Origin of the sequence: Shinella pollutisoli (genome assembly GCF_024609765.1) — a bacterium.
Taxonomy (GTDB): domain Bacteria; phylum Pseudomonadota; class Alphaproteobacteria; order Rhizobiales; family Rhizobiaceae; genus Shinella; species Shinella pollutisoli.
Window position 1 is genome coordinate 1 of the sequence record NZ_JANFDG010000014.1, and the last position, 20,339, is coordinate 20,339.

32 protein-coding genes are annotated in these 20,339 nt (G+C 65.1%); 29 read left to right on the forward strand and 3 right to left on the reverse strand.

Annotated features, from left to right (window positions below; all coding sequences use genetic code 11):
* The first annotated feature begins 253 nt into the window (after window positions 1–253).
* The 27 genes from rpsJ to rplQ all read left to right on the forward strand — a co-directional run bounded on the left by rpsJ (window position 254) and on the right by rplQ (window position 15,234).
* Window positions 254–562, forward strand: coding sequence for a 30S ribosomal protein S10 (gene rpsJ / locus NNZ72_RS12605; protein ID WP_003507767.1), 309 nt, complete (start codon window positions 254–256; stop codon window positions 560–562).
* Between the two features lie 158 nt (window positions 563–720).
* Window positions 721–1,404: a 50S ribosomal protein L3 gene (rplC, locus tag NNZ72_RS12610; protein ID WP_257315675.1), complete on the forward strand. Its 684-nt coding sequence runs from the start codon at window positions 721–723 to the stop codon at window positions 1,402–1,404.
* A 12-nt stretch (window positions 1,405–1,416) separates the two neighbouring features.
* Window positions 1,417–2,037, forward strand: coding sequence for a 50S ribosomal protein L4 (rplD, locus tag NNZ72_RS12615; RefSeq protein ID WP_257315676.1), 621 nt, complete (start codon window positions 1,417–1,419; stop codon window positions 2,035–2,037).
* Window positions 2,034–2,327: a 50S ribosomal protein L23 gene (locus NNZ72_RS12620; RefSeq protein ID WP_257315677.1), complete on the forward strand. Its 294-nt coding sequence runs from the start codon at window positions 2,034–2,036 to the stop codon at window positions 2,325–2,327. The genes rplD and NNZ72_RS12620 overlap by 4 nt, the downstream gene beginning before the upstream one ends.
* Window positions 2,328–2,359: 32 nt before the next feature.
* Complete coding sequence (rplB, locus tag NNZ72_RS12625; protein WP_257315678.1) at window positions 2,360–3,196, forward strand: 50S ribosomal protein L2; 837 nt, start codon at window positions 2,360–2,362, stop codon at window positions 3,194–3,196.
* A 15-nt stretch (window positions 3,197–3,211) separates the two neighbouring features.
* Complete coding sequence (gene rpsS / locus NNZ72_RS12630; protein WP_257315679.1) at window positions 3,212–3,490, forward strand: 30S ribosomal protein S19; 279 nt, start codon at window positions 3,212–3,214, stop codon at window positions 3,488–3,490.
* Between the two features lie 2 nt (window positions 3,491–3,492).
* On the forward strand, window positions 3,493–3,882 hold the full coding sequence (gene rplV, locus NNZ72_RS12635; protein WP_257315680.1) for a 50S ribosomal protein L22: 390 nt from the start codon (window positions 3,493–3,495) through the stop codon (window positions 3,880–3,882).
* Window positions 3,882–4,613, forward strand: coding sequence for a 30S ribosomal protein S3 (rpsC, locus tag NNZ72_RS12640; protein ID WP_257315681.1), 732 nt, complete (start codon window positions 3,882–3,884; stop codon window positions 4,611–4,613). Before rplV ends, rpsC begins: the two co-directional genes overlap by 1 nt.
* 38 nt (window positions 4,614–4,651) lie before the next feature.
* Entirely contained in the window at window positions 4,652–5,065 is a 414-nt protein-coding gene (gene rplP, locus NNZ72_RS12645) for a 50S ribosomal protein L16 (RefSeq protein ID WP_108001321.1), read from the forward strand.
* 13 nt (window positions 5,066–5,078) lie between these two features.
* On the forward strand, window positions 5,079–5,279 hold the full coding sequence (rpmC, locus tag NNZ72_RS12650) for a 50S ribosomal protein L29 (RefSeq protein WP_203422962.1): 201 nt from the start codon (window positions 5,079–5,081) through the stop codon (window positions 5,277–5,279).
* A 12-nt stretch (window positions 5,280–5,291) separates the two neighbouring features.
* Window positions 5,292–5,528 (forward strand): 30S ribosomal protein S17, encoded by a 237-nt coding sequence (rpsQ, locus tag NNZ72_RS12655; RefSeq protein WP_257315682.1) that lies wholly within the window; start codon window positions 5,292–5,294, stop codon window positions 5,526–5,528.
* 235 nt (window positions 5,529–5,763) lie between these two features.
* Complete coding sequence (rplN, locus tag NNZ72_RS12660; protein ID WP_007770138.1) at window positions 5,764–6,132, forward strand: 50S ribosomal protein L14; 369 nt, start codon at window positions 5,764–5,766, stop codon at window positions 6,130–6,132.
* A gap of 12 nt (window positions 6,133–6,144) precedes the next feature.
* Window positions 6,145–6,456: a 50S ribosomal protein L24 gene (gene rplX, locus NNZ72_RS12665; protein ID WP_257315683.1), complete on the forward strand. Its 312-nt coding sequence runs from the start codon at window positions 6,145–6,147 to the stop codon at window positions 6,454–6,456.
* Window positions 6,449–7,006 carry a 50S ribosomal protein L5 gene (gene rplE / locus NNZ72_RS12670; RefSeq protein ID WP_257315807.1) on the forward strand — a complete coding sequence of 186 codons (558 nt, stop codon included), beginning with the start codon at window positions 6,449–6,451 and terminating at the stop codon, window positions 7,004–7,006. The genes rplX and rplE overlap by 8 nt, the downstream gene beginning before the upstream one ends.
* 34 nt (window positions 7,007–7,040) lie before the next feature.
* Window positions 7,041–7,346, forward strand: coding sequence for a 30S ribosomal protein S14 (gene rpsN / locus NNZ72_RS12675; RefSeq protein ID WP_257315684.1), 306 nt, complete (start codon window positions 7,041–7,043; stop codon window positions 7,344–7,346).
* 12 nt (window positions 7,347–7,358) lie between these two features.
* Window positions 7,359–7,757 (forward strand): 30S ribosomal protein S8, encoded by a 399-nt coding sequence (rpsH, locus tag NNZ72_RS12680; protein ID WP_257315685.1) that lies wholly within the window; start codon window positions 7,359–7,361, stop codon window positions 7,755–7,757.
* 42 nt (window positions 7,758–7,799) lie between these two features.
* Window positions 7,800–8,333 (forward strand): 50S ribosomal protein L6, encoded by a 534-nt coding sequence (gene rplF, locus NNZ72_RS12685; RefSeq protein WP_257315686.1) that lies wholly within the window; start codon window positions 7,800–7,802, stop codon window positions 8,331–8,333.
* Between the two features lie 12 nt (window positions 8,334–8,345).
* Window positions 8,346–8,708 carry a 50S ribosomal protein L18 gene (gene rplR, locus NNZ72_RS12690; protein WP_257315687.1) on the forward strand — a complete coding sequence of 121 codons (363 nt, stop codon included), beginning with the start codon at window positions 8,346–8,348 and terminating at the stop codon, window positions 8,706–8,708.
* Window positions 8,709–8,835: 127 nt separating this feature from the next.
* Window positions 8,836–9,405: a 30S ribosomal protein S5 gene (gene rpsE, locus NNZ72_RS12695; protein WP_257315688.1), complete on the forward strand. Its 570-nt coding sequence runs from the start codon at window positions 8,836–8,838 to the stop codon at window positions 9,403–9,405.
* 11 nt (window positions 9,406–9,416) lie between these two features.
* Window positions 9,417–9,620, forward strand: a complete 204-nt coding sequence (rpmD, locus tag NNZ72_RS12700) for a 50S ribosomal protein L30 (protein ID WP_257315689.1) — start codon at window positions 9,417–9,419, stop codon at window positions 9,618–9,620.
* 13 nt (window positions 9,621–9,633) lie between these two features.
* Window positions 9,634–10,104, forward strand: a complete 471-nt coding sequence (rplO, locus tag NNZ72_RS12705; protein WP_257315690.1) for a 50S ribosomal protein L15 — start codon at window positions 9,634–9,636, stop codon at window positions 10,102–10,104.
* 311 nt (window positions 10,105–10,415) lie between these two features.
* Window positions 10,416–11,756: a preprotein translocase subunit SecY gene (gene secY / locus NNZ72_RS12710; protein ID WP_257315691.1), complete on the forward strand. Its 1,341-nt coding sequence runs from the start codon at window positions 10,416–10,418 to the stop codon at window positions 11,754–11,756.
* Window positions 11,753–12,337, forward strand: coding sequence for an adenylate kinase (locus NNZ72_RS12715; RefSeq protein ID WP_257315692.1), 585 nt, complete (start codon window positions 11,753–11,755; stop codon window positions 12,335–12,337). The genes secY and NNZ72_RS12715 overlap by 4 nt, the downstream gene beginning before the upstream one ends.
* Before the next feature lie 227 nt (window positions 12,338–12,564).
* Complete coding sequence (gene rpsM, locus NNZ72_RS12720; RefSeq protein WP_064329867.1) at window positions 12,565–12,933, forward strand: 30S ribosomal protein S13; 369 nt, start codon at window positions 12,565–12,567, stop codon at window positions 12,931–12,933.
* Between the two features lie 235 nt (window positions 12,934–13,168).
* Entirely contained in the window at window positions 13,169–13,558 is a 390-nt protein-coding gene (gene rpsK, locus NNZ72_RS12725) for a 30S ribosomal protein S11 (protein WP_023513823.1), read from the forward strand.
* Window positions 13,559–13,661: 103 nt separating this feature from the next.
* Window positions 13,662–14,672 carry a DNA-directed RNA polymerase subunit alpha gene (locus tag NNZ72_RS12730; RefSeq protein WP_257315693.1) on the forward strand — a complete coding sequence of 337 codons (1,011 nt, stop codon included), beginning with the start codon at window positions 13,662–13,664 and terminating at the stop codon, window positions 14,670–14,672.
* A gap of 139 nt (window positions 14,673–14,811) precedes the next feature.
* Window positions 14,812–15,234, forward strand: coding sequence for a 50S ribosomal protein L17 (gene rplQ, locus NNZ72_RS12735; protein WP_257315694.1), 423 nt, complete (start codon window positions 14,812–14,814; stop codon window positions 15,232–15,234).
* A 224-nt stretch (window positions 15,235–15,458) separates the two neighbouring features.
* On the opposite strand, the gene msrQ is transcribed toward rplQ, so the two are convergent.
* The gene (gene msrQ / locus NNZ72_RS12740; protein WP_257315695.1) at window positions 15,459–16,100 is read right to left on the reverse strand and encodes a protein-methionine-sulfoxide reductase heme-binding subunit MsrQ; all 642 of its coding nucleotides are present in this window, start codon (window positions 16,098–16,100) and stop codon (window positions 15,459–15,461) included.
* On the reverse strand, window positions 16,100–17,041 hold the full coding sequence (gene msrP / locus NNZ72_RS12745) for a protein-methionine-sulfoxide reductase catalytic subunit MsrP (protein WP_257315696.1): 942 nt from the start codon (window positions 17,039–17,041) through the stop codon (window positions 16,100–16,102). The genes msrQ and msrP overlap by 1 nt, the downstream gene beginning before the upstream one ends.
* A 182-nt stretch (window positions 17,042–17,223) precedes the next feature.
* Here msrP and NNZ72_RS12750 point away from each other — a divergent pair, with 182 nt between their 5' ends.
* Window positions 17,224–18,636, forward strand: coding sequence for a DegQ family serine endoprotease (locus tag NNZ72_RS12750; protein WP_257315697.1), 1,413 nt, complete (start codon window positions 17,224–17,226; stop codon window positions 18,634–18,636).
* Window positions 18,633–19,940 (forward strand): replication-associated recombination protein A, encoded by a 1,308-nt coding sequence (locus tag NNZ72_RS12755; protein WP_257315698.1) that lies wholly within the window; start codon window positions 18,633–18,635, stop codon window positions 19,938–19,940. Before NNZ72_RS12750 ends, NNZ72_RS12755 begins: the two co-directional genes overlap by 4 nt.
* On the opposite strand, the gene NNZ72_RS12760 is transcribed toward NNZ72_RS12755, so the two are convergent.
* The gene (locus NNZ72_RS12760; RefSeq protein WP_257315699.1) at window positions 19,941–20,261 is read right to left on the reverse strand and encodes a DUF1883 domain-containing protein; all 321 of its coding nucleotides are present in this window, start codon (window positions 20,259–20,261) and stop codon (window positions 19,941–19,943) included.
* Window positions 20,262–20,339: the final 78 nt, after the last annotated feature.

Sequence of the window (20,339 nt, forward strand, 5' to 3'; positions counted from 1 at the left end):
TTCGCCATCCGCGAAGGCGGCCGCACCGTCGGCGCCGGCATCGTCGCCTCGATCGTCGAGTAAGACGTAAAGGCTTCAAGCCGCTGAAATAGGAAGGGCAGGGGTCCACCCTGCCCCTCCGGTCTTTGAAAAGAGAGCGGACTGGCCTTTCGGCAATTGTGTTTTCGTGTGCGTTCCGTTATGGGAACCGCCAGAATCAAAGAGCGCGCATTCCCGCAAGAATCGCGCGGATAACGAACTAAGGAATAGTCGTATGAACGGCCAGAACATCCGCATCCGCCTCAAGGCGTTTGACCACCGGATTCTTGACGCCTCCACGCGCGAAATCGTGTCGACGGCCAAGCGCACCGGCGCCAGCGTCCGCGGCCCCGTTCCGCTCCCGACCCGTATTGAGAAGTTCACGGTCAACCGGTCGCCCCACGTCGACAAGAAGAGCCGCGAACAGTTCGAGATGCGCACCCACAAGCGCCTGCTCGACATCGTAGATCCGACGCCCCAGACGGTCGATGCCCTCATGAAGCTCGACCTTGCGGCCGGTGTAGACGTAGAGATCAAACTCTAAGTCCGGCGCAAGCCGAAATAACAAGGAAGGTACGTGGCGAAAGCCGACGTCTTCTGAAAACGGGAAACCCGAGGGCCGAGAGGCCCGAGCGGAATCCTTAAACCAAGAGGCATGACGGGACGTCACGATCCCGCCAGGACTTCTAAGAGGATTGAACCATGCGTTCAGGTGTGATTGCACAGAAAGTAGGGATGACTCGCGTCTACAACGACGCAGGTGAGCACATCCCGGTAACAGTATTGCGACTGGACAACGTCCAGGTCGTGGCCCAGCGCACGCAGGACAAGAACGGCTACACGGCCGTCCAGCTCGGCGCCGGCACCTCCAAGGTGAAGAACACGACGAAGGCCGAGCGCGGCCAGTTCGCCGCGGCAAGCGTCGAGCCGAAGGCGAAGCTCGTCGAGTTCCGCGTCTCCGAGGACAACCTGATCGACGTCGGCGCGGAACTGACCGCCAGCCACTTCGTCGCGGGCCAGCTCGTCGACGTTACCGGCACGACGATCGGCAAGGGGTTCGCGGGCGCCATGAAGCGCCACAACTTCGGCGGTCTGCGCGCCACGCACGGCGTGTCCATCTCGCACCGCTCGCACGGTTCGACCGGCTCCAACCAGGATCCGGGCCGCGTCTGGAAGGGCAAGCGCATGGCCGGCCACATGGGCCAGACCCGCGTCACCACCCAGAACCTCGAAGTCGTCTCCACCGACGAAGAGCGCGGTCTCATCCTCGTCAAGGGCGCGGTTCCGGGTTCCAAGGGTTCCTGGATCGTCGTTCGCGACGCCGTCAAGTCCGGCACCCCGGCCGACGCTCCGCGTCCGGCTGGCGTTCGCGCCGCAGCCAAGTAAGGGAGCCTGATCATGGATCTCAAAGTCACGACCCTCGAGGGCAAGGACGCCGGCAAGGTTTCCCTCTCCGACGCGATCTTCGGCCTGGAGCCGCGCGAGGACATCATCGCCCGCGTCGTCCGCTGGCAGCTCGCCAAGAAGCAGCAGGGCACCCACAAGTCCAAGGGCCGCTCGGAAATCGCCCGCACCGGCTCGAAGATGTACAAGCAGAAGGGCACCGGTCGCGCCCGCCACCATTCGGCCCGCGCTCCGCAGTTCCGCGGCGGCGGCAAGGCCCATGGCCCGGTCGTCCGCAGCCACGCCCACGACCTGCCCAAGCAGGTCCGCGCGCTCGGCCTGCGCCATGCGCTCTCGGCCAAGCTGAAGGCCGATGAGGTGATCATCGTCGACGACCTCGTCGCGGCGGAAGCCAAGACGAAGGCGCTCGCCGGGGCGTTCGCCTCGCTCGGGCTCACCAACGCGCTGATCATCGGCGGCGCCGAGCTCGACGGCAACTTCAAGCTCGCCGCCCGGAACATCCCGAACGTGGACGTTCTGCCGGTCCAGGGCATCAATGTTTACGACATCCTGCGCCGCGGCAAGCTGGTCTTGTCCAAGGCTGCTGTAGAGGCTCTGGAGGAGCGGTTCAAATGACGGATCTTCGCCACTACGATGTGATCGTCTCGCCGGCGATCACCGAAAAGTCGACGCTGGTCTCCGAACAGAACCAGGTCATCTTCAACGTCGCCAAGCGTGCTTCCAAGCCTGAGATCAAGGCTGCCGTCGAAGCGCTGTTCGGCGTCAAGGTCAAGGCCGTCAACACGCTGCTGCGCAAGGGCAAGATCAAGCGTTTCCGCGGCTTCTCCGGCCGGCAGGGAGATGTCAAGAAGGCGATCGTCACGCTTGCCGACGGTCAGTCGATCGACGTCTCCACCGGGCTCTGAGCCTGTAGCCGGACCCAAAAGGGAACAAGAAAATGGCATTGAAACATTTCAATCCGACCACTCCGAGCCAGCGCCAGCTGGTCATCGTCGACCGGTCGAGCCTCTACAAGGGCAAGCCCGTCAAGGCCCTGACCGAAGGCCTTTCGCAGAAGGGCGGCCGCAACAACCTCGGCCGCATCACCGTCCGCTTCCGGGGCGGCGGGGTCAAGCGCACCTATCGTCTGGTGGACTTCAAGCGTCGCAAGTTCGACGTCGAGGCCACCGTCGAGCGGCTCGAATATGACCCGAACCGCACCGCCTACATCGCGCTGATCAGCTATGCCGACGGCGAGCAGGCCTACATCCTGGCGCCGCAGCGCCTGGCCGTCGGCGACAAGGTGATCTCCTCGGACAAGGCCGTCGACGTCAAGCCCGGCAACACCATGCCGCTGCAGTCGATCCCGGTCGGCTCGATCGTGCACAACGTCGAGATGAAGCCGGGCAAGGGCGGCCAGATCGCCCGTTCGGCCGGCACCTTCGTCCAGCTCGTCGGCCGCGACCAGGGCATGGCGATCCTTCGGCTCAACTCGGGCGAGCAGCGCCTCGTGCACGGCTCCTGCCTTGCCACGATCGGCGCCGTCTCCAACCCGGACCACGGCAACATCAACGACGGCAAGGCCGGCCGTTCGCGTTGGCGCGGCAAGCGCCCGCACGTCCGCGGCGTCGTCATGAACCCGGTCGACCACCCGCACGGCGGTGGTGAAGGCCGCACCTCGGGCGGCCGCCATCCGGTCACGCCGTGGGGCAAGCCGACCAAGGGCAAGCGCACGCGTTCGAACAAGTCGACCGACAAGTTCATCATGCGTTCGCGCCATCAGCGCAAGAAGTAAGAGAGGTAGTCAGGAATGGCTCGTTCAGTATGGAAAGGCCCGTTCGTCGACGGCTATCTTCTCAAGAAGGCTGAGAAGGTTCGCGAAGGCGGTCGCAACGAGGTTATCAAGATCTGGAGCCGTCGCTCCACGATCCTGCCGCAGTTCGTCGGTCTCACCTTCGGCGTCTACAACGGCTCCAAGCACATCCCGGTCGCCGTCAACGAAGACATGGTCGGCCACAAGTTCGGTGAATTCGCTCCCACCCGGACCTATTACGGTCACGGTGCGGACAAGAAGGCGAAGAGGAAGTAACGATGGGTAAGGCTAAAGCCGAACGTCGGCTGAAGGATAACGAGGCGCAGGCCGTTGCGCGCACGATCCGCGTCAGCCCCCAGAAGCTCAACCTCCTTGCCGCGCTCATCCGCGGCAAGAAGGTCGACCGCGCTCTCGCCGATCTCGAGTTCTCGCGCAAGCGGGCCGCCGAGACGGTGAAGAAGACGCTCGAATCCGCGATCGCCAACGCCGAGAACAACCACGACCTCGACGTCGACTCGCTCGTCGTCGCCGAGGCCTATGTCGGCAAGTCGATCGTCATGAAGCGTTTCCACGTCCGTGGCCGCGGCCGCGCATCGCGGGTCGAGAAGCCCTTCTCGCACCTGACGATCGTCGTCCGTGAAGTCGAAGCCAAAGGGGAGGCCGCATAATGGGCCAGAAAATCAATCCGATCGGTTTCCGCCTCGGCATCAACCGCACCTGGGACAGCCGCTGGTTCGCCGACAACGCCGAATACGGCCAGCTGCTGCATGAAGACCTGAAGATCCGCACGTTCGTCATGAACGAGCTGAAGCAGGCCGGCATCTCCAAGGTGGTCATCGAGCGTCCGCACAAGAAGTGCCGCGTGACGATCCACTCGGCCCGTCCGGGCCTCATCATCGGCAAGAAGGGCGCCGACATCGAGAAGCTGCGCAAGAAGCTCTCCGAGATGACGCGCTCCGAGACGCACCTCAACATCGTCGAGGTGCGCAAGCCCGAGACCGACGCGACGCTGGTCGCCCAGTCGATCGCCCAGCAGCTCGAGCGCCGCGTGGCCTTCCGCCGCGCGATGAAGCGCGCCGTGCAGTCGGCGATGCGTCTCGGCGCCGAAGGCATCAAGATCACCTGCGCCGGCCGTCTCGGCGGCGCGGAGATCGCCCGGACCGAATGGTATCGTGAAGGCCGCGTTCCGCTGCACACGCTGCGCGCCGACATCGACTACGGCACGGCCGAAGCCGAAACCGCGTTCGGCATCTGCGGCATCAAGGTCTGGATCTTCAAGGGCGAAATCCTTGAGCACGATCCGATGGCCTCCGAGCGCCGCGCGAGCGAAAGTGACAACCAGGGCGGTGGTGGCCGCGATCGCGACCGCGATCGTGATCGTCGTCGCGAAAACGCGTAAACGTCGCGTTTGGCAGCCAATATCGGAGAAGTAAAAAAATGTTGCAGCCAAAGCGTACCAAGTACCGCAAGCAGTTCAAGGGCCGCATCAAGGGCGTCGCCAAGGGCGGCTCCGAGCTCGCCTTCGGCGAGTTCGGCCTGAAGGCTCAGGAACCGAACCGCGTCAACGCCCGCGAGATCGAGGCGGCCCGCCGCGCGATCACCCGCTACATGAAGCGTGCGGGCCGCGTGTGGATCCGCGTGTTCCCCGACGTACCGGTCACGGCCAAGCCCACCGAAGTCCGCATGGGCAAGGGCAAGGGCTCGGTCGAATACTGGGCCTGCAAGGTCAAGCCCGGCCGGATGATGTTCGAGATCGACGGCGTCTCCGAGGAAATCGCGCGTGAAGCGCTGCGCCTCGGCTCGGCCAAGCTCTCGGTCAAGACGCGCTTCGTACAGCGCATTGCAGAGTAAGGAGCAAGACGCGATGAAAGCCGCAGACGTCCGGGCGCTCAGCGCCGACCAGCTCAACGAGGAGCTCGCCAAGCTGAAGAAGGAGCAGTTCAACCTGCGCTTCCAGAAGGCCACCGGCCAGCTCGAAAAGACCTCGCGCATCAACGAAGTCCGCAAGGACATCGCGCGCGTCAAGACCATCGCCCGCCAGAAGGCGGCAGAAGCCAAGGCCTAAAGGAAGAACAACATGCCGAAACGCATTCTGCAGGGCACCGTAGTCAGCGACAAGAACGACAAGACCGTCGTCGTTCGCGTCGAGCGCCGTTTTGCGCACCCGCTGCTTCAGAAGACCGTCCGCCGGTCGAAGAAGTACAAGGCGCATGACGAGAACAACCAGTACAAGGTCGGCGACGTCGTTTCCATCCAGGAATGTGCGCCGATCTCCAAGGACAAGCGCTGGACCGTCGTCTCGGCCCACGCTTAATTCCGACGATTTCCCGCCCGGGCCTTGCGTCCGGCGGGAAAATCTGTATGAAGCAGCGCAAGGACGCTCGGAATCACGAGCGTTCTTTTGCTTTGAGCGCAGGGAAGGTCCGTCGGGGAGCCGACAAGGAAACCACCTTGGCAAGACACCATCCCGCGCGAAAACATGAATTTCCATAAGCTGGAACAGGGGGTTAGCGCCCAACCGGTCCGGTAAAACAAGAAGGCGACCTGACATGATTCAGATGCAGACTAACCTCGACGTCGCGGATAATTCCGGCGCGCGTCGTGTCATGTGCATCAAGGTGCTGGGCGGCTCCAAGCGCAAGTACGCTTCGATCGGCGACATCATCGTCGTCTCGATCAAGGAAGCGATCCCGCGCGGCCGCGTGAAGAAGGGCGACGTGATGAAGGCGGTCGTCGTGCGCACCGCCAAGGACATCCGCCGTCCCGACGGCAGCGTCATCCGTTTCGACAACAATGCTGCCGTCCTGATCGACAACAAGAAAGAGCCCATCGGCACCCGTATCTTCGGACCGGTTCCGCGCGAGCTGCGCGCCAAGAACCACATGAAGATCATCTCGCTGGCTCCGGAAGTACTGTAAGGAGCGATGGCCATGCAGAAGATTCGTAAGGGCGACAAGGTCGTCGTGCTCACCGGCAAGGACAAGGGCCGCACCGGCGAGGTCGTTCAGGTCATGCCGAAGGAAGACCGCGCCGTGGTCAAGGGCGTCAACCTGGTGAAGCGTCACCAGCGCCAGACCCAGAGCCAGGAAGCCGGCATCATCACCAAGGAAGCCCCGATCCATCTCTCCAACCTCGCGATCGCCGACCCCAAGGACGGCAAGCCGACCCGCGTCGGCTTCAAGATCGAGGGGGACAAGAAGGTCCGGGTTGCAAAGCGTTCGGGAGTGTCGATCGATGGCTGACACCAAGTATGAGCCGCGGCTCAAGAAGGAATATGTCGAGCGCATCCGCAAGGCGCTGAAGGAGCAGTTCTCCTACGCCAACGAGATGCAGATCCCGAAGCTCGACAAGATCGTCATCAACATGGGCGTGGGCGAAGCCACGGGCGACTCCAAGAAGCCGACCGTTGCCGCCGCCGACCTCGCCGCGATCTCCGGCCAGAAGCCGGTCATCACGCGCGCCCGCAACTCCATCGCGGGCTTCAAGGTCCGCGAAGGCATGCCGATCGGCGCGAAGGTCACGCTGCGCGGCGCCCGCATGTATGAATTTCTGGATCGCCTCGTGAACATCGCGCTGCCCCGCGTGCGCGACTTCCGCGGTCTGAACCCGAAGTCCTTCGATGGCCGCGGCAACTTCGCCATGGGCATCAAGGAGCACATTGTGTTCCCGGAGATCAACTACGACAAGGTTGATCAGATGTGGGGCATGGACATCATCGTTTGCACGACGGCAAACACGGACGACGAAGCCCGGGCTCTTTTGAAAGAGTTCAACTTCCCGTTCCGCCAGTGATCCGTAACGACAAGCGTAAAGAAGGATAACTGTTATGGCGAAAACGAGCGCAGTCGAAAAGAACAAGCGCCGCCGCAAACTGGTCGCCAGCCAGGCCGCCAAGCGTGCCGCCCTGAAGGCGATCATCCAGAACCAGGCTCTTCCGATCGAAGAGCGCTTCAAGGCGACCTTGAAGCTTGCCGCCCTGCCGCGCAACGGTTCCAAGACCCGCATCCGCAACCGTTGCGAAGTCACCGGTCGCCCGCGCGCCTTTTATCGCAAACTCAAGATGTCGCGTATTGCGCTTCGCGAACTGGGCAACCTCGGCAAGGTGCCGGGCGTCGTCAAGTCGAGCTGGTAAGGAGACGGGCACATGGCAATGACTGATCCTTTGGGCGATATGCTCACCCGCATCCGCAACGGTGCCGCCCGCCGCAAGTCCAGCGTCTCGACGCCGGCCTCCAAGCTGCGCGCGCGCGTTCTCGATGTCCTTCAGGCCGAAGGCTACATCCGCGGTTATTCCGAGGTCGAATTCGACAACGGCAAGTCCGAGCTGTCGATCGAGCTCAAGTACTACGAAGGCGCGTCCGTGATCCGCAAGATCGACCGCGTCTCCAAGCCGGGCCGCCGGGTCTATGTCTCGGTGAAGTCCATCCCGCAGGTCGCGAACGGCCTCGGCATCACCATCCTTTCGACCCCGAAGGGCGTGATGGCCGATCACCAGGCACGCGAACAGAACGTTGGTGGCGAGGTTCTTTGCTCCGTCTTCTAAGACAGGGCAGGGATCTCCATAACGAACAGACAGGATAAAACAATGTCTCGTATCGGTAAGAAGCCCGTTCCGGTTCCCGCTGGCGTCACCGCGACCGTCGACGGTCAGAAGGTCACCGCGAAGGGTCCGAAGGGCGAACTCTTCTTCGTCGCCAATGACGAAGTCTCGATCAAGCTCGAAGACAACGCCGTCGTCGTGACCCCGGTCAACGACTCCAAGGACGCCCGCTCGAAGTGGGGCATGTCCCGCACGATGATCGAGGGCATCCTCAAGGGCGTCAAGGACGGCTACGAGCGCAAGCTCGAGATCAACGGCGTCGGCTACCGCGCGTCCATGCAGGGCAGGAACCTGCAGCTGGCGCTCGGCTTCAGCCACGACGTCGTCTACCAGACGCCGGAAGGCATCTCGATCGCCGTTCCGAAGCCGACGGAAATCGTCGTCTCCGGCATCAACAAGCAGCAGGTCGGCCAGGTCGCTGCGGAAATCCGCGAATACCGTGGCCCCGAGCCCTACAAGGGCAAGGGCGTCAAGTATGCGGAAGAACGCATCGTCCGCAAGGAAGGCAAGAAGAAGTAAGGAACACGCGATATGGCCAGCAAGAAAGAAGCTCTCGCGCGCCGCGCCAACCGCGTGCGCCGCTCCCTCAAGGCGGTGGCCAACGGCCGTCCGCGCCTGTCGGTTCATCGCTCGTCGAAGAACATCTACGTACAGGTCATCGATGACGTCGCCGGCAAGACCCTTGCCGCCGCGTCCACGCTCGACGCCGATCTGCGCTCGTCGCTGAAGACCGGCGCCGACACGGCGGCTGCGGCCGCCGTCGGCAAGCTCATTGCCGAACGAGCCGTCAAGGCCGGCGTCAAGGAGGTCGTCTTCGACCGTGGCGCCTTCCTCTATCACGGTCGCGTCAAGGCTCTCGCCGAGGCCGCCCGCGAAGGCGGTCTGAACTTCTGATCCCCGGTCGGGCGCTTCGGCGCCCGCCGGCAAGCTCAGCAGGGTATCCGTCGCTTCCGTTCCCCGGAATGGAAGCGGCTTTCGTCAATCTGCCGATTGCACCCGGAAAAGAAAAAGGAAAAGGACAATGGCACAGGAAAAGCGCGGTTCCCGTGAGGACCGCCAGAACCGCGAAGAGCGTGACAGCGAGTTTGTCGACAAGCTCGTCGCGATCAACCGCGTCGCGAAGGTCGTCAAGGGCGGCCGTCGTTTCGGCTTCGCCGCTCTCGTCGTCGTCGGCGACCAGAAGGGCCGCGTCGGCTTCGGCCACGGCAAGGCCCGTGAGGTTCCGGAAGCGATCCGCAAGGCCACCGAGGCCGCCAAGCGCGACCTGATCTTCGTACCGCTGCGCTCCGGCCGCACGCTGCACCACGACGTGCACGGCCGCCACGGCGCCGGCAAGGTGCTGCTGCGCGCCGCCAAGCCCGGTACCGGCATCATCGCCGGCGGCCCGATGCGCGCTGTCTTCGAGACGCTCGGCATGCACGACGTCGTCGCCAAGTCGACGGGTTCCTCGAACCCGTACAACATGGTCCGCGCCACCTTCGACGCGCTGAAGAACCAGATGCACCCGAAGGACATCGCAGCGCAGCGCGGCCTCAAGTACGCCACGCTCCAGGCTCGTCGCGCGTCCGCCGGCGTCGGCTCCGAAGAATAAGGGAGACGGATATGGCCAAGAAGGAAACCGCCAAGAAGACGATCACTGTCGAGCAGATCGGCAGCCCGATCCGCCGCCCGGCCGTCCAGCGCCAGACGCTGATCGGCCTGGGTCTCAACAAGATGCACCGGGTCCGCACGCTGGAGGACACCCCGTCCGTCCGCGGCATGATCCGTGCCGTCCAGCACCTCGTCCGCGTCGTCGACGAGAAGTGAGGGGATAAAGATCATGAAACTGAATGACATCAGGGACAACGAAGGTTCGTCCAAGGACCGCAAGCGCGTCGGTCGCGGCATCGGCTCCGGCAAGGGCAAGACCGGCGGTCGCGGCGTCAAGGGCCAGAAGGCCCGCTCCGGCGTCGCCATCAACGGCTTCGAAGGCGGCCAGATGCCCATCTACCGCCGCCTGCCGAAGCGCGGCTTCAACAACATCTTCGCCTCCGACTTCGTCGAAGTCTCGCTGAAGCGCGTGCAGACGGCGATCGACGCCGGCAAGCTCGACGCCAAGGCGACGGTCGACGCGGCCGCGCTGAAGGCCGCCGGCGTCATCCGCCGGGTCAAGGACGGCGTCCGCCTCCTTTCGGACGGCGAACTGAAGGCCAAGGTGACGTTCGAGGTCGCCGGCGCCTCCAAGCCGGCCATCGAGAAGATCGAGAAGGCCGGCGGTTCGGTGAAGGTTCTCACCGCCGCCGCGGAATAATCCGAAAATCGTCGCCCGGTGTGCTTCACACCGGGCGATTTTGCTCCCATATGTGAGCCTCACAGCGACGACCTGCCCCATGCGGCAAGCTGTCATCCGGAAGAAAAGCCAGGGTGAGGCCGGGATTGCTTGACAATCCGCGTTTCAACCGGTTTAGGCTCCATCCGCCAGGTTTGCCGCAACGGCAGGCCGGCACGACGAATTTCAGCATCCGCCGGCGGGTCCGAGGAGGGCCGGCCGCAGGTGCCAACGGATCAGCCGTTCCGGCAGGCCGGGCCCCCCGCCGCCGGACCGGCTTCGCGGAGAAATGCATGGCTTCGGCAGCGGAACAACTCGCCTCTAATCTCAACTTCTCGACCTTCGCGAAGGCGGAAGACCTGAAGAAACGCCTCTGGTTCACGCTGGGCGCGCTCCTGGTCTATCGGCTGGGGACCTACATCCCGCTTCCGGGCCTCAACCCGGAGGCCTTCGCGCAGGCCTTCCGCGGCCAGTCGGGCGGCATTCTCGGCCTCTTCAACATGTTCGCCGGCGGCGCCGTCGAGCGCATGGCGATCTTCGCGCTCGGCATCATGCCGTATATTTCCGCGTCGATCATCGTGCAGCTCATGACCTCGGTCGTTCCCTCGCTGGAGCAGCTGAAGAAGGAAGGCGAGCAGGGCCGCAAGATCATCAACCAGTACACCCGCTATGGCACGGTGCTGCTCGGCGCGCTGCAGGCCTACGGCATCGCCGTCGGCCTGGAGAGCGGGGCGGGGCTCGTCAACGATCCGGGCTGGTTCTTCCGCATCTCCACCGTCATCTCGCTGCTCGGCGGCACGATGTTCCTGATGTGGCTCGGCGAGCAGATCACCTCGCGCGGCATCGGCAACGGCATCTCGCTGATCATCTATGCGGGCATCGTCGCGGCGATGCCTTCGGCGCTCGCCGGCACGCTGGAGCTCGGCCGCACGGGCGCGCTGTCGATCGGCGTCATCCTCATGGTGATCGTCATGGCCGTCGGCGTCGTGGCGCTCATCGTCTTCGTCGAGCGCGCGCAGCGCCGCCTGCTGATCCAGTATCCGAAGCGCCAGGTCGGCAACCGCATGTTCCAGGGCGACACCTCGCACCTGCCGCTGAAGCTCAACACATCGGGCGTGATCCCGGCGATCTTCGCCTCGTCGCTGCTGCTGCTGCCCGCCACGCTCGCCGGCTTCTCCAACACGGCCGAGCTTCCCGCCTGGGCGACGGCGGTGATCGCCGCGCTCGGCCACGGCCAGCCGCTCTACATGCTGTTCTACGGCGGCATGATCGCCTTCTTCGCCTTCTTCTACACGGCCATCGTCTTCAATCCGAAGGACACGGCCGACAACCTGAAGAAGCACGGCGGCTTCATCCCCGGCATCCGCCCGGGCGAGCGCACCGCCGAGTACATCGATTACGTGCTGACCCGCATCACGGTGACCGGCGCGATCTACCTCGTCTTCGTCTGCATCCTTCCCGAAATCCTCATCGCTCAGACCGGCGTGCCCTTCTACCTTGGTGGTACATCGCTTTTGATCGTTGTCAGCGTGACCCTGGATACGGTAGCACAGATACAAGGCCACCTGATTGCCCAGCAATACGAGGGGCTGATCAAGAAGTCGAAGCTGCGCGGAGGAAAGAGGGGACGATGAGATTGATATTTTTGGGCCCGCCGGGCGCCGGCAAGGGCACGCAGGCCAAGCTGCTGACGGACAAGCACGGCATTCCGCAGCTCTCCACGGGGGACATGCTGCGGGCGGCCGTCGCCGCCGGCACGGATGTCGGCCGGCGTGCCAAGGCCGTGATGGATGCGGGCCAGCTCGTCTCCGACGCGATCGTCAACGAGATCGTCTCCGACCGGATCGATTCCCCGGACTGTGCGAAGGGCTTCATCCTCGACGGCTATCCGCGCACCGTGCCGCAGGCCGAGGCCCTCGATTCGATTCTCGCCGGCAAGGGCATCGCGCTCGATGCCGTCATCGAGCTGAAGGTCGACGAGGAGGCGCTGGTCCGGCGCATGGAGAATCGCGTCGCCGAGACGATCGCCGCCGGCGGCTCCGTCCGCTCCGACGACAATCCGGAGGCCTTCAAGCGCCGTCTCGCCGAATATCGCGAGAAGACGGCGCCGCTGTCGAGCTACTACGCCTTGACCGGCAAGCTGAAGACCGTGGACGGCATGGCGAACGTCGATGCCGTCACCGCGGAGATCGACGGAATCCTGGAACGGGCCTGACGCCCGCCAAAAAGGATCCGCCGGGGAGTTGACTTTTTCGGTCGATTCCCCTTAAGACAGCGCCAACTCGCGACACATGAGTGCGATCGGCGCGGATTTCGAAGAACGAAGTCCGGGTGCGGTCGTTTTCGACGTGTCCCGAACCTCGATTGAGCACGCGGCCTCAAGGTCGTACCGAACGAAGAAGACCACTTGCCGGACGGCAACTGGAAGCAAGGAGAACAGGCGTGGCACGTATTGCTGGCGTCAACATCCCGACGGCGAAGCGCGTCGTTATCGCGCTGCGTTACATTCACGGGATCGGCCCGAAGTTTGCGCAGGAAATCATCGAGAAGGTCGGCATCCCGGCCGATCGCCGCGTGCATCAGCTCACGGATGCGGAGATCCTGCAGATCCGCGAAGCGATCGACCGCGACTACCAGGTCGAAGGCGACCTGCGCCGCGAGACCTCGATGAACATCAAGCGCCTGATGGACCTCGGCTGCTACCGCGGCCTGCGCCATCGTCGCGGCCTTCCGGTCCGCGGCCAGCGCACGCACACCAACGCCCGCACCCGCAAGGGTCCGGCCAAGGCCATCGCGGGCAAGAAGAAGTAATTTTCGGGCGAATAGCGAATAGCGAGTAGCGAATAGAGGGAGACCTTCTATTCGCTACTCGCGATTTCGCTATTCGCTTCGAAGGTGGAGCTGCTGGCATTACGGCAGTGACGATATCGCCGCACGCATCGCGCTTTTCGCATGCGTGCACATGTTTGTCAGGGCGGGGCTCTCAAGCCCGCCCGGTGGAGCCGCTGGAACTACGGCGGTGTCGAGATCAACGAAAGGACTATCCATGGCCAAGGAAGCCGCACGCGTCCGCCGTCGCGAACGCAAGAACATCACCTCGGGTGTTGCTCACGTCAATTCTTCGTTCAACAACACGATGATCACCATCACCGACGCGCAGGGCAACGCGATCGCCTGGTCGTCGGCCGGCGCCAAGGGGTTCAAGGGCTCGCGCAAGTCGACCCCCTTCGCCGCCCAGATCGCCGCCGAGGACTGCGCCAAGAAGGCCCAGGAGCACGGCATGAAGTCGCTGGAAGTCGAAGTCTGCGGCCCGGGTTCCGGCCGCGAATCGGCCCTTCGCGCCCTGCAGGCCGCCGGCTTCATGATCACGTCGATTCGCGACGTGACGCCGATCCCGCACAACGGCTGCCGTCCGCGCAAGAAGCGCCGCGTCTGATCGCAGGCATTCGAACTGCCGCGGGGGCCGGTTCCGGCCGTCGCGGATCTTCAGGGCTCGGCCGCCACGATTGGATGGTGGCGGCGAACGGAAGGCAAAACACATGATCCAGAAAAACTGGCAGGAACTGATCAAGCCGAACAAGGTGGAATTCACCTCCTCCGGCCGCACCAAGGCAAGCCTGGTCGCGGAGCCGCTGGAGCGTGGCTTCGGCCTGACGCTCGGCAACGCGCTGCGCCGCGTGCTCCTGTCGTCGCTGCGCGGTGCGGCTGTCACCGCCGTGCAGATCGACGGCGTGCTGCATGAGTTCTCGTCCATTCCGGGCGTCCGGGAAGACGTGACGGACATCGTGCTCAACATCAAGGAAATCGCCATCAAGATGGATGGCGACGACGCCAAGCGCATGGTCGTGCGCAAGCAGGGCCCGGGCGTCGTCACCGCCGGCGACATCCAGACGGTCGGCGACATCGAGATCCTGAACCCGAACCATGTCATCTGCACCCTCGACGAGGGCGCGGAGATCCGCATGGAGTTCACGGTCAACAACGGCAAGGGCTACGTGCCGGCCGAGCGCAACCGCTCGGAAGACGCGCCGATCGGCCTCATCCCGGTCGACAGCCTCTACTCGCCGGTCAAGAAGGTGTCCTACAAGGTGGAGAACACCCGCGAAGGCCAGGTTCTCGACTACGACAAGCTGACGATGACCATCGAGACGGACGGCTCCGTCACCGGCGAGGACGCGATCGCCTTCGCCGCCCGCATCCTCCAGGACCAGCTCTCGGTCTTCGTCAACTTCGACGAGCCGCAGAAGGAAACCGAGGAAGAATCGGTCACCGAGCTCGCCTTCAACCCGGCGCTCCTCAAGAAGGTCGACGAGCTGGAACTGTCCGTCCGCTCGGCGAACTGCCTGAAGAACGACAACATCGTCTATATCGGCGACCTCATCCAGAAGACCGAAGCCGAAATGCTTCGCACGCCGAACTTCGGTCGCAAGTCGCTGAACGAGATCAAGGAAGTTCTCGCGTCCATGGGCCTGCATCTCGGCATGGAAGTGCCGGCCTGGCCGCCCGAGAACATCGAAGACCTCGCCAAGCGTTACGAAGACCAGTACTAAGGCCGCACGCGCCCCTCAGGGGCGCGTAAAGCTGGCCTTGGCATTTACAACTGCGCATGGACCTTTGTCCCGAAAAGCGGGACGGACATGCGCCACCATCAAACGGCAGGCGACTGCCTGCAAGTGAAGGAGAACAGAGATGCGCCACCAGAAAGCCGGCCGCAAGCTCAACCGGACCGCCAGCCACCGCAAGGCGATGTTCGCCAACATGGCGGCCTCGCTCATCGAGCATGAGCAGATCGTCACCACGCTTCCCAAGGCGAAGGAAATCCGTCCGATCGTCGAGAAGCTCGTCACCCTCGGCAAGCGCGGCGACCTGCACGCCCGCCGCCAGGCGATCTCTCAGATCCGCGACGTCGCCGTCGTCGGCAAGCTGTTCGACGCCATCGCCACCCGCTACGCCAACCGCAACGGCGGCTACCTTCGCATCATGAAGGCCGGCTTCCGGCACGGCGACAACGCGCCGCTCGCGGTCATCGAGTTCGTCGATCGCGACGTGAATGCCAAGGGCGCCAAGGATCACGCCCGCACGGAAGCCGAAGAGCAGGCCGAAGCCGCCTGATCCTTCGAGGGCAGGGACCGAATTGGAAAGGCCGGGAGAGCGATCTCCCGGCCTTTTCGCGTCGGCATGCGCCCCTCATCCGGGCTGCCGGGACCTCTCTCCGCAAGCGGGGAGAAGGAGGATGCCGCCCTGTATTCCCGACAAAGGGAAACCGGTGCCACTTTCCCCTTCTCCCCGCTTGCGGGGAGAAGGTGGCGGCAGCCGGATGAGGGCGGTTGAAACTTCTACGCCTCGTTGAGCCGCGCCCGGCCGCCGCCGCGTTTCCATCGGTTGAAGCGCGGCCGCACGGGCCGCCAGGCGACCAGGGCCGCCACCAGCGCGACATACATCCATTGCTCCGGCCCGACGACCTTCACCGACAGGGCGAAATGCAGGGCGCCGGCGGCGGCGATGACGTAGACGAGCCGGTGCAGCTTGCCCCAGCGCGGGCCGAGCCTGCGGATCGACCAGGCGTTGGAGGTGAGCGCCAGCGGGATCAGCAGCACGAAGCCGGCCATGCCGATGGTGATGAAGGGGCGCTTGGCGATGTCGGCGAGGACGGCGGAGACATTCAGGACCTGGTCGAGCAGCATGTAGGTCGAAAAATGCATCAGCACGTACCAGAAGGCGAGCAGCCCCAGCGCACGGCGATAGCGCAGCCAGTTGACGCCGAGGAGGTCGCGGAGCGGCGTGATCGCCAGCGTCGCCACGAGGAAGCGCAGCGCCCACAGGCCGAGCAGGTGCTCGAATTCCTTGACCGGATTGCCCGGCAGCCGGCCGGTCGCACCGAGCCAGAAGCCCCAGGCGGCCGGCACGAGGCCGACGATATAGAGCAGCCAGACCGAGGCCGCGTGATACTTGCGGGGCAGGGCGGGCAGGGGCGGCATCAATAGTTCACCCGGAGATCCATGCCGGCATAGAGGCCGGCCACCTCCTCGCCGTAACCGTTGAAGGGCAGCGTCGGCCGGCGGTTGGCGCCGAAGAAGCCGCCTTCGCCGATGCGGTTCTCGCTCGCCTGGCTCCAGCGCGGATGGTCGACCTCCGGGTTGACGTTGGCGTAGAAGCCATATTCCTGCGGCGCACTGACGTTCCAGGTCGACGGCGGCTCCTTGTCGGTCAGCGTGATCCTGACGATCGACTTGATGCCCTTGAAGCCGTATTTCCACGGCACGACGAGGCGGACCGGCGCGCCGTTCTGGTTCGGCAGCGTCTTGCCGTAGACGCCGACCGAGAGGATCGTCAGCGGGTGGCGCGCCTCGTCGAGCCTGAGCCCCTCGACATAGGGCCAGGGCAGCGGCTGGAAGAAGCCGGACTGGCCGGGCATCTGCCGCGGCCGCACCACCGTCTCGAAGGCGACGTATTTCGCGTCTCCGAGCGGCTCCACCCTGTCGAGCAGGCTTGCGAGCGGAAAGCCGATCCAGGGAATGACCATCGACCAGGCCTCGACGCAGCGCATGCGGTAGATGCGCTCCTCCAGGGGGAAGGCGAGAAGCTCCTCCAGCCCGAAGGTCTTCGGCTTCGCTACCAGCCCGCCGACCGCGACCGACCAGGGCTCCGGCTCGAAGGCGCCGGAATTGGCGGCCGGATCCCCCTTGCCCGTGCCGAATTCGTAGAAATTGTTGTAGCCGGTCACGTCCTTTTCCGGCGTCAGCGCCTCGTCGAGCACGTAGCGGCCCGGCGCGGCGTCGAGGGGCGCGGCGAAAGCCGGCGTCCCTGCCGCCGCAAGGAGGCCGCCGGCGGTCGCCGCCAGGAAGGTCCGGCGGTCGAGGAAGACGGATTCGGGCGTGATCTCATGGGCAGAGATATGCGGCGGGCGGTAGGCGGACATGGCGGTGCCCCGATCTGTTTCTGTCCTATAGGTAAACGAGGCGGCGGCCGATTCAAGGACGGCGGAGATTTGCCGCGGCCACTTTTTCGTGCGCGGGCGTGACGCCGCCGTGAGGTCGCCGTTTGCCTTTTTTGCCGCGAAATCCTATCTGAACGTGGCGCAGAAACGAAGGAGCCTCCTCCATGCCGATCGTCCGCTTCAGCCTCGCCCTCCCGCTCGCCCTCCCGCTCGCGCTTGCGCTCGCGCTCGCCGTCCCCGCCGCGGCCCAGCAGCAGCAGGTCGTGCCCGGTTCGCGGGCGGAGATGCAGCTCTCCTTCGCGCCGCTCGTGCGCCAGGTCTCCAACACGGTCGTCAACGTCTATGCCGAGCGCGTGGTCGAGCGCCGCTCGATCTTCGACGGCGACCCCTTCTTCGAGGAGTTCTTCGGCCAGCGCATGCCCAACCGCAGCGAGAAGCAGTCCTCGCTCGGCTCCGGCGTCATCGTCGGGACAAGCGGCATCGTCGTCACCAACAACCACGTCATCGAGGGCGCGAGCGACATCAAGGTGGCGCTCGCCGACGGGCGCGAGTTCGAGAGCAAGGTGGTGCTGAAGGACGAGCGCGTCGACCTTGCGGTGCTGAAGATCGAGGCGAAGGAGACCTTCGAGACCCTGCCGCTCGGCGACAGCGACGCCGTGCAGGTGGGCGACCTGGTGCTGGCGATCGGCAACCCGTTCGGCGTCGGCCAGACGGTGACGAGCGGCATCGTCTCGGCGCTCGCCCGCAACCAGGTGCGCAACGGCGATTTCGGCTTCTTCATCCAGACGGATGCGGCGATCAACCCCGGCAATTCCGGCGGCGCGCTCATCGACATGAACGGCCATCTCATCGGCATCAACACGGCGATCTTCTCGCGCGGCGGCGGCTCCAACGGCGTCGGCTTCGCCATTCCCTCCAACCTCGTGCGCAGCTTCGTCGCCAGCGCCGAAAGCGGCAGCCCCAGCTTCGACCGGCCCTTCGTCGGCGCGACCTTCGACGCGGTGACGTCGGACGTCGCCGAGGCGCTGGGGCTTTCGCGGGCGCGCGGCGCGCTGGTCTCGCGCGTGCTGCCCGGCAGTCCCGCGGAAAAGGCCGGGCTGAAGCCGGGGCAGGTGGTGCTCGCCGTCAACGGCGTCGAGGTCGAGCATCCGGACGCGCTCGGCTACCGGCTCGCCACCGTCGGCATCGGCGGCACGGCGCACCTGACGGTGAGTGCCGGCGGCAAGGCGCAGGAGCTGACGCTGGCGCTCGACCGTGCCCCGGAGACGACGCCGCGCGACGAGCGGCTGATCGAGGGGCGCAACCCCTTCGCCGGCGCCGTCGTCGCCAATCTCTCGCCGCGCGTTGCCGAGGAGCTGCGCATGCCGGCGAGTTCCGTCGGCGTGGTGGTGGTGGAGGTCAACCGCGGCTCGCCCGCCGCCCGCATCGGCCTGCAGCCGCGCGACATCGTCGTGGAGCTGAACGGCACGCAGGTCGCGACGACGGAGATCCTCGCAAGGCTCGCCGCCGAGAACCCGTCGATCTGGCGCGTCGAGATCGAGCGTGACGGCCAGCGCATCCGACAGTTCTTCCGATGAGCGACCTCTTCGCCCCGCGCGAGCCCGAGGAGATGGCGGCCAAGCGTCCGCTCGCCGACCGGCTGCGCCCGCAGACGCTGAAGGAGGTCACCGGCCAGGAGCACCTGACCGGGCCGGACGGCGTGCTGACCCGCATGATCGCCTCCGGCTCGCTCGGCTCGATGATCTTCTGGGGGCCGCCCGGCACCGGCAAGACGACCGTGGCGCGGCTCCTCTCCGGCGATTCCGGGCTCGCCTTCGAGCAGATCTCGGCGATCTTCTCCGGCGTCGCCGACCTGAAGAAGGTGTTCGAGGCCGCCCGCCAGCGCCGCATGGGCGGCCGCCAGACGCTGCTCTTCGTCGACGAGATCCACCGCTTCAACCGCGCCCAGCAGGACAGTTTCCTGCCGGTGATGGAGGACGGCACCATCGTTCTGGTCGGCGCCACCACGGAAAACCCGTCCTTCGAGCTCAACGCCGCGCTTCTCTCCCGCGCCCGCGTGCTTACCTTCAAGCCGCATGACGAGGAGAGCCTGGAGGAACTGCTAAAGCGCGCCGAGGCGGCGGAGGAGAAGCCCCTGCCGCTCGACGAGGAGGCGCGGCTTTCCCTCCTGCGCATGGCCGACGGCGACGGCCGCGCGGTGCTGACGCTCGCCGAAGAAGTATGGCGCGCCGCCCGGCCCGACGAGATTTTCGGCCAGGACGACCTCTTCCGCATCGTCCAGCGCCGCGCCCCGGTCTACGACAAGTCGCAGGACGGCCACTACAATCTCATCTCCGCGCTGCACAAGTCCGTGCGCGGCTCCGATCCCGACGCCGCCCTCTACTATCTCTCGCGCATGCTCGACGCCGGCGAGGACCCGCTGTTCATCGGCCGCAGGCTGGTGCGCATGGCGGTGGAGGACATCGGCCTTGCCGACCCGCAGGCGCTCGTCGTCTGCAACGCGGCGAAGGACGCCTACGACTTCCTCGGCTCGCCCGAGGGCGAGCTGGCGCTGGCGCAGGCCTGCGTCTACGTCGCGACGGCACCGAAGTCGAACGCCGTCTACACCGCCTACAAGTCGGCCATGCGCGCGGCGAAGGAGCACGGCTCGCTCCTGCCACCCAAGCACATCCTCAACGCGCCGACCAAGCTGATGAAGGGCGAGGGCTACAGCGAGGGCTATCGCTACGACCACGACGAGCCCGACGCCTTTTCCGGCCAGGACTATTTCCCTGAGAAGATGGGCCGCAGGACCTTCTACGATCCGCCCGAGCGCGGCTTCGAGCGGGAGCTGCGCAAGCGGCTCGACTGGTGGGCGAAGCTCCGGCGCGAGCGCGGCTGATCAGGAGGCTGCGTTGAAGCGCGGCGCCGGCTGGGGCGGCGCCTGCGGCACCAGCTTGATCGACGAATCCGCCTTGCCCGCGTGCCCCTCCATGTCGACGACAACGTGCCAGTGGCCGTTCTCCGGTATCTGCAGGCGGATCGGCGATTTCTTCGCGACGCCGCCGAGGAACTTGTGCTGGCGGGCGTTGCGGAACAGGTCGAAATTGGTGTTCGTCATCAGCCGAACGTTGGCGACCGCGGAAAGCGTGACCTCGATCACCGTGCCGCCGCGCTGCAGTTTCAGGTCGTAATGGGTATAGGGAAAGCTGATCCGGGCCATGGTCGTCCGCAAACGTATGTCGTGCGATGCTAATGTTCGCATGGCCGGGTTAACGATCCCTTGTCCGCCGGGCACGGC